Annotated in this window: 5 protein-coding genes and 2 pseudogenes; 3 read left to right on the top strand and 4 right to left on the bottom strand. The window is 32.2% G+C overall.

What is annotated here, in order from left to right; all coding sequences use genetic code 11:
- Positions 1-27: 27 nt before the first annotated feature.
- Positions 28-1206 (top strand): hypothetical protein, encoded by a 1179-nt coding sequence (locus tag QT74_RS07575; protein ID WP_033765857.1) that lies wholly within the window; start codon positions 28-30, stop codon positions 1204-1206.
- A gap of 24 nt (positions 1207-1230) precedes the next feature.
- On the opposite strand, the pseudogene QT74_RS08325 reads toward QT74_RS07575, so the two are convergent.
- A pseudogene (locus tag QT74_RS08325) lies at positions 1231-3142 on the bottom strand (relaxase/mobilization nuclease domain-containing protein).
- Between the two features lie 294 nt (positions 3143-3436).
- On the opposite strand from QT74_RS08325, the gene QT74_RS07560 reads away from it, so the two are divergent.
- Positions 3437-3751: a hypothetical protein gene (locus QT74_RS07560; RefSeq protein ID WP_033765853.1), complete on the top strand. Its 315-nt coding sequence runs from the start codon at positions 3437-3439 to the stop codon at positions 3749-3751.
- Entirely contained in the window at positions 3744-4025 is a 282-nt protein-coding gene (locus QT74_RS07555; protein ID WP_000921933.1) for a type II toxin-antitoxin system RelE/ParE family toxin, read from the top strand. The genes QT74_RS07560 and QT74_RS07555 overlap by 8 nt, the downstream gene beginning before the upstream one ends.
- Before the next feature lie 252 nt (positions 4026-4277).
- Here the strand turns inward: QT74_RS07555 and QT74_RS07550 are convergent, their stop codons facing one another.
- From QT74_RS07550 to QT74_RS08315, 3 genes and pseudogenes are all read right to left on the bottom strand, one after another.
- Positions 4278-6026, bottom strand: a complete 1749-nt coding sequence (locus QT74_RS07550) for a type IV secretory system conjugative DNA transfer family protein (protein ID WP_033765851.1) — start codon at positions 6024-6026, stop codon at positions 4278-4280.
- Positions 6027-6209: pseudogene (locus tag QT74_RS08320) on the bottom strand (hypothetical protein); the annotation flags it as partial.
- Between the two features lie 80 nt (positions 6210-6289).
- Positions 6290-6443: zinc ribbon domain-containing protein (locus tag QT74_RS08315; RefSeq protein ID WP_154189625.1), on the bottom strand; the 154-nt coding region annotated here is incomplete at its 5' end.

Genomic DNA, 6443 nt, shown 5'->3' with positions numbered 1-6443 from the left:
ATGGTGTTTTCATACCAAGGAACTTAAATGGAAAAAACAAGACTTTTAAAATTGAGAGCTTTAGCATGTTTAATGGGCTTAGGCGTGAGCGGGTGCGCGTTTTTAGATAAGCAAATTTTAAACGACCACTTGACTAAGGCTAAAAATAACCCAAAATACGATTGCCAAAAAGAAATGGGGTCTTTCCCTAAAAAATATAATGGAATAGAGCAATGCTTAAAGGCTCAAGAAGAGCTTATTGAACCAATCATCACTAAAAAGATCGATCAGTATCAATGCGATGATTTCACTAATGAAGGCTTAAAAGATAAGTGTTTTAAAAGAAACGATGCCTACTTAAACGCTCTTTTAACGCCCATCATTCAAAAACAAGAGCGTCGTTTTAGCTGCTCTGACTTCCATAACCCAGAACTAAAAGAACAATGCATGGATAAAACTAACGCTTATGAAAAGCAAAAAGACCAACAAAAAAGGCTGATCAATCTCGCGCAATTAGAAGCGTTTGAAAAAGAATACGCGCAATATAAACCATACATTATCCCTTACTTCACCAAAGAATGCGTTAAAAATGTGCCCCATTTAGCTAACAAGGAAAGACTATGCCAAAAAGAAGTGCATGAAAAATTTTACGACCCTTATTCTAGCTCTAAAGAATTGAGCGTTAAATCAGCTATTTCTTTTTGCATTAAAAAAGTTGATTCCAAATTAGAAAAAGCCGCTCTTATGAATGGCGTTTATATAAGCTCTTATAAAAAATCCACCCATTGCCAAAGAACGCATTTGGAAAATAAGAGCTTGAAAGAAATCGCTTTAGAGATGAACCCTAAATTAGAAAAGCAAAGCCCTTTTATTGATGCAAACAAGTTGGCTATTCAATCTGCAGGGTTATTGAGAAAGAATAAAGATGTCTTAATCGCTTTTGCCACAGATATTTGCATGGAGCGTAACGAACATAAAAAAGAAGAGTTTATCAACCTTAAAGATAGTTGCACCCAATCACAAGCCAAACTCTATAACAACAAAGAGCGCTTTGACAAATTCATACAAGATTACCAGAAAGATTTAAAAACTTGTCTTTTAGACACTTCTAACACTAAAGAAGAAGTGGAGCAAAATTTTTCACAATGCCAAAAAGAGCAATTGAGAGACGATAACAAAGGCTTGGGTTTCACTTTAGAAGAATTGGTTAAAAAATACGCTAAGTAAAGTTATTTAATTTTATGAATGGTTTTAAAAATCCATTTCATAGTTATTATTAGGGTTTGTGGTTTCATTAGTGGTTTTGTTAAAATCTTTTAGTGGTATTTTGAGTGCGTTTGTGTTTTCTTGCGTGTCTTGTGTAACGGCTGTGATTTGATGGTTATTTTGCAAGTTTTCTAAAGCTATACTTGCACTTTTTAATAAGGTTTTAAAGCATTGTAATTCTTTCTGCAAAAAGTTAAGCGATTTTTCACAGCGTTTAATGATTTTATCCCTTTGCTCTCTTTCATAAATGGGCAAATCATTTTCATTAGCCTGTGTCAAAAATTTTAAATCTTTTGATAGCTCCATAGCTCTAGTTTCTAAGAATTCTTTTCGCTTCTTAGCAAAACAATAGTTTTCCTCTTCAAGTCTTTTTAAATGTTCTAAAAGATTGAGCCAAACTTGTTTGTCTAATAAATTGTCTTGTGGGTTAGAATTTTTAACACTATCATCTATCTTTTTCATTTCAAACCTAGCAATATTAACAAGTAAAGCGCTATTTTTAAAAAACTTAGCCACTAAAAACATATTACTTTTATCAGTCAAACTTAAATTTTGATAATTCATATACCTAAAAAATTCAAAAGCTCTTTGCGAAATACTATGTCTATCGCTTTTAAAATCTAAAGCAATTTTTTCTAAATTTTTAACAATGTTTTTACTTGTGAAAACTTTGCTCATGCTTTTTAGTTTAGTGTAAAGTTCAAAGCGTTTTTTTGAATGGGATAAATCAGCTTCTAAATCTTTGCTAAATTCTTCCTTTAAGACTTTTAAATCTTTATAATCTTTTTCTAAATCTATAATCTTTTTTTGTGTGGCAAAAAGTTTTTTGGTGGTATAAAGATAATCTTTTATTAAAGGGCTTTTACAGACAACCAATTTTTTGAGTTTTTTTATAAGTGTTTTTAGGGGTTAAAGATTCTTTATTTAACCATTTTATTTCTTTAAGTTGTTGGTTAAGTTCTTTTTCATTTGTTGGGGGCGTGAATTTTTCTTTTTCCCAATGTGTTTTTTCCAATAGATTTTTTAGACTATCTAAATGATCAGATAGGGCATTTTCTCTTTTTTTCAAGCTTTCTATTTGAGAAGTCGCGCTACCCAAAACTTTATAAAAATAGTTTTCATGCCTAAAACTCTTATTGTTTCTAGCTTGTGTTTCTAGCGTATCTAACTCTGTTTCTATGTTTTTAATCGCCCTATAAATATTAGGCGTGTTAGAATATTGCAATTCGCCTTTTGAGTTAGCAAATAAATAATCTTTAAATGTTTCTCTTAGTGTGTGGTAAAACTCTTTACAGCTGTCTTTAGAATGAAAGCGTAGTTGCTTATTGGTAATTTTGTTAGTCTTGTTGATAATCACATGCGCATGCGGATTGTTTTGGTGTGCATGGAGTTTCATTATAAAAGGATAATCATAACCTAGCGTGTTAGTGAGTGTTTGATACACGCTTAATTCCAAAACTTTTAAATTTTTTTCATTACAATTTTCATCAATGCTAAACACTAGATGTAAAGTGCAATTTTTAATACGGCTCTTATTTTCTAATAAGTTTTCAAATTGCTTATTCCATTGCTCTGCTATATTATTATAATTAACTTCATTAAAAAATTCATCTCTCACTAGCTCACCATGTTTAGCGGTATAATCCATCGCCCTTTTTGAATGCAAGCGTGTCATATTGCCTATGTTTTTGATGACCACTTGTTTTTGTGGCTCTCTTAAACGCATGAATTCTTCTTGTGTGAGTTGGGTTAAATTTTTAGCAAACTTTTCTGCTTCTTTATAGTAGCGTTTAGCATAAGTGTATTGTATCTTAAGCGTCTTTTGGGGCTTGATGATCTCATAATCAAAAAGCTCATCGCTTTCAAAGTCTTTACTATAACTTTTTTCTAACGCCATTTTATTGTAATTTTATTCTCCCAAAAACTTTCGCTTGTTTTAACTTTCTTAGCCCTTATTCTAACATGATTATCCCCCCTTTTTAAAGTGCAGGATAACACTTCAATTCCGTAAAAATTGAAGTCAATTTGACCTTGCAGGTGGCTAAAACACGCACTTTTAAGATATTCTTAAATCAAACTTAATTAAAAAAACTTATTTTAAAACTTTCAATTCACTCTTTTCAAACCAATTTTTTACAAGAATTTGGGCTATAATCTTTACCAACAATCTTTTATTAAAAAGGAGTTCAATATGTCAAATATTATTACAGACTACTCGCAATACAATGAAAAGCAACTGTACAATTTCTTAAACTCCATTGAAAAACAATTGCTTAAGGCAGAAGGGGATAAAAATAAGGCGATAAAAAAAATCCAAGAGTGTGAATTGCAAGAACAAATGATCAGACAGGTTTTAGCCCAAAAACATTCTCAAGAAAAAGAACCCACACCAAGTTTGTTAAATACGATCGCCTCAAAAGATGACCCAGAATGCGATGTTTCGTTTGGAGACTTCAATGATTTTCTACAAATAGCAAAACAAGAAAGAGAAAGGCATAATGCTTAAAGTCAGAACTAAGAAAGATTTTCTTAAAGACTTTAATAAGCATATCTTATCCGGGCGTATTACAGAAAGCGATGTTGCAAGCATTGTTGATTGTCTCAAAGAGCAAAAGCCACTCCAACAAAAATATTGCGACCATGCCTTAAGTGGTAATCTTAAAGGGCTGAGAGAGTGTCATGTCAAGCCAAACTTGTTATTGATTTATGAAATCAAAAAACAAGAAAACGAACTTGTCTTATTGCGTCTAGACACTCATAGCGAGCTATTTAAAAAGTGATCAAACGCTAAAAAATTTATCTACAATAACAATCCGTGCTAATTTTTAATTCAAGTTGCGCTAACTTTAAAATAGAACATGCTAATTTCTAAAAACAAGCTATGCTAAGCTACACTACAAAAACGTTAATCTTTATTTTAAATCTTACTAATCATCTAACACAAATCCGTGTTAGAAATTGGCACATTCTTTTTTTAGCAACAAGGATAAGGAGTTGCAGAAAGCGATTTTCAAAAAGCAATTAAAAAATACTCATACAAACTTTTTTAACGCATCAAACACTTCTTCATTGGGCTTGACTTCCCAGTTAATACGAGAGAGTAATTTTTTGTTTTTGAAATAATAATTCGCTTTTAATTTTAAGGGTTTAGCCTTATGACCGCTCACTAAAATAATCACTTCATCTTTATCAATATTCATAATGTCTTGCGCGCTCAATAAATCCCACGCCTCTTTACCTATACTAGAAGTCCCTCCAGTAATGAGCTGTCCTTTTTCTGTAGAGTGGCTTCGTGTTTTTCTAGTCATCTTACCGATTTCTTCGCTCACTTGTTTAGCGTATTCTAAATCATCCATTTTGAAAATTACTTTGTAAGCCACGGTGCTATTAACAATTCTTGCATCTTCTTTGCCGTAATATTTTTCAATAAGAGCGTTGGATTGCGTGATAAAAATTAAAACCACACCATAGCTCCTACTTAATGCTGGCATTTCTAATAAAAAAGGCAATTTACCAAAACGCACAAATTCATCTAAAAAGAGATAAACCCTTTCTTCAAATTTCTTACTCTCTTTCAATAAAAGATTTTTAGCAATACTTTCCAAAAGGATACGGATAAGCGGTGCGAGCGTGTCAATATCTGTTTGAGCGATTTTAATGTAAAGAGTGATATTGTCTTTTCTTAGAACTTCATATTCAAAACTCATGCTGTCTGTAGCGCTTTTAACTTGATAGCTTGTAAAGACTTGCATAAAACGGCTATAAACTGATTTAATGCTCGCAAACTCTTTATCATTCGCCTTAGCCCATTTGTTCGCTTCGTTTCTAATAATAGGATCTAACATGCCCTCTTTCATTATAATATTGCCTTGATCGTCTTTTTCTAAATGATTCACAGATCCATCATAATTTTTAGGATTTTCTGGGTCAGTATAGACTTGTTCGGCTACTTGTTTATACCATAGCAATTCCACATTGACATTAGGTTTCATTTTTTTAACGCCATTTTCTACTTTAGCCATATAACGCCCATTCTGTTTAACAAAACCATTATCGCTACTTTGACATTCATATAATTCAGTATAAAATCGGCTTTGTGGATTGATTAAGGGGACATAATTTTTTATAGGAGCGCTTGCAATTTCAAAAAAGGTGCTAGTGTTATGCACACACAAATCATAAAGAGCGTAAAAGACAAATAAATTTTTAGCTTGCTGTGTCCAATGAGGGTCTTTATTTGCCCCATCTTCAGCAAAAATAGTATTACCCACTTCATCTACAAGCCTTCGCTTTCTGTTAAAATCTAATTTTTCTACAATGCGTTTGTCAAACGGATTGAATTTAAGCGTGTTATCATTTCCTAAGGGATCAAATACAAAAATTTTATTTTTTAGAACTTGTTGTCTGTAACCAGCCGTTAAATCAAACAACTCCCCTTTAATATCTAACACCACACAAGAGCTAGGCACATTTAAAAGATTAGGAACGGCCACAGCTGCGGTTTTACCACTTCCAGGAGGAGCGATAATTAAAGTAGAAAGCGGAGCATCATAATAAGTAGGCTTAAGCGAATTTAAACCTTTATATAACCCCACACAAAAACCTTTGTTAAAATTTAAAGTCATAGGATAACTTTTAGAAGACCCTAGCGTAAAGACATCTTTGCAAGCCTTAGGAAGAATTTTAGTGTAATAATCTTTTTGAATGCTATTAAGCTTATGGAATAAATTGCTGGTTTTATCCTTAAATTTATCTCTTAATGTTTTGAATTTTTCTCTCATTTAAAATAATCCTTTTAGATATTTCATAAATAGAGTTAGTTTTATACTTAAAAATCCCCTAAATATAAAGGTTAAGACACAAATCACTACTAAAAAAGATAAGATCGTAAAGAAAACCTTAGGTCTTTTCTTGGCAAATTGATAAACTTCATAAAATATACACCCTATAAAAACAGGCAATAGCTTGACATACTCCCCATAGCTAAAGCTAGGGGATTCTAGCTAAAGCATGAGGAAAATTGGGATCAAGCAAACTCAGCCTACTAGGTAGGTCTTACAAATTCTACCCCAATGGTTGATGCCCCAACCCTATGAATATTGATAGACGCATTTAAATCCCTGTCTAGTTCCAATCCACAATATTTGCAGTGGTATTCTCTTTCTTTATCTGTTTTGCCTAATTTTTTAATGTCTTTA

Source organism: Helicobacter pylori SA213A, from assembly GCF_000476275.1.
In the GTDB taxonomy this organism is placed as follows: Bacteria; Campylobacterota; Campylobacteria; order Campylobacterales; family Helicobacteraceae; genus Helicobacter; species Helicobacter pylori_CL.
Note: the sequence above shows the minus strand (reverse complement) of the source record. Positions and strands in the feature narration are given on the sequence as shown.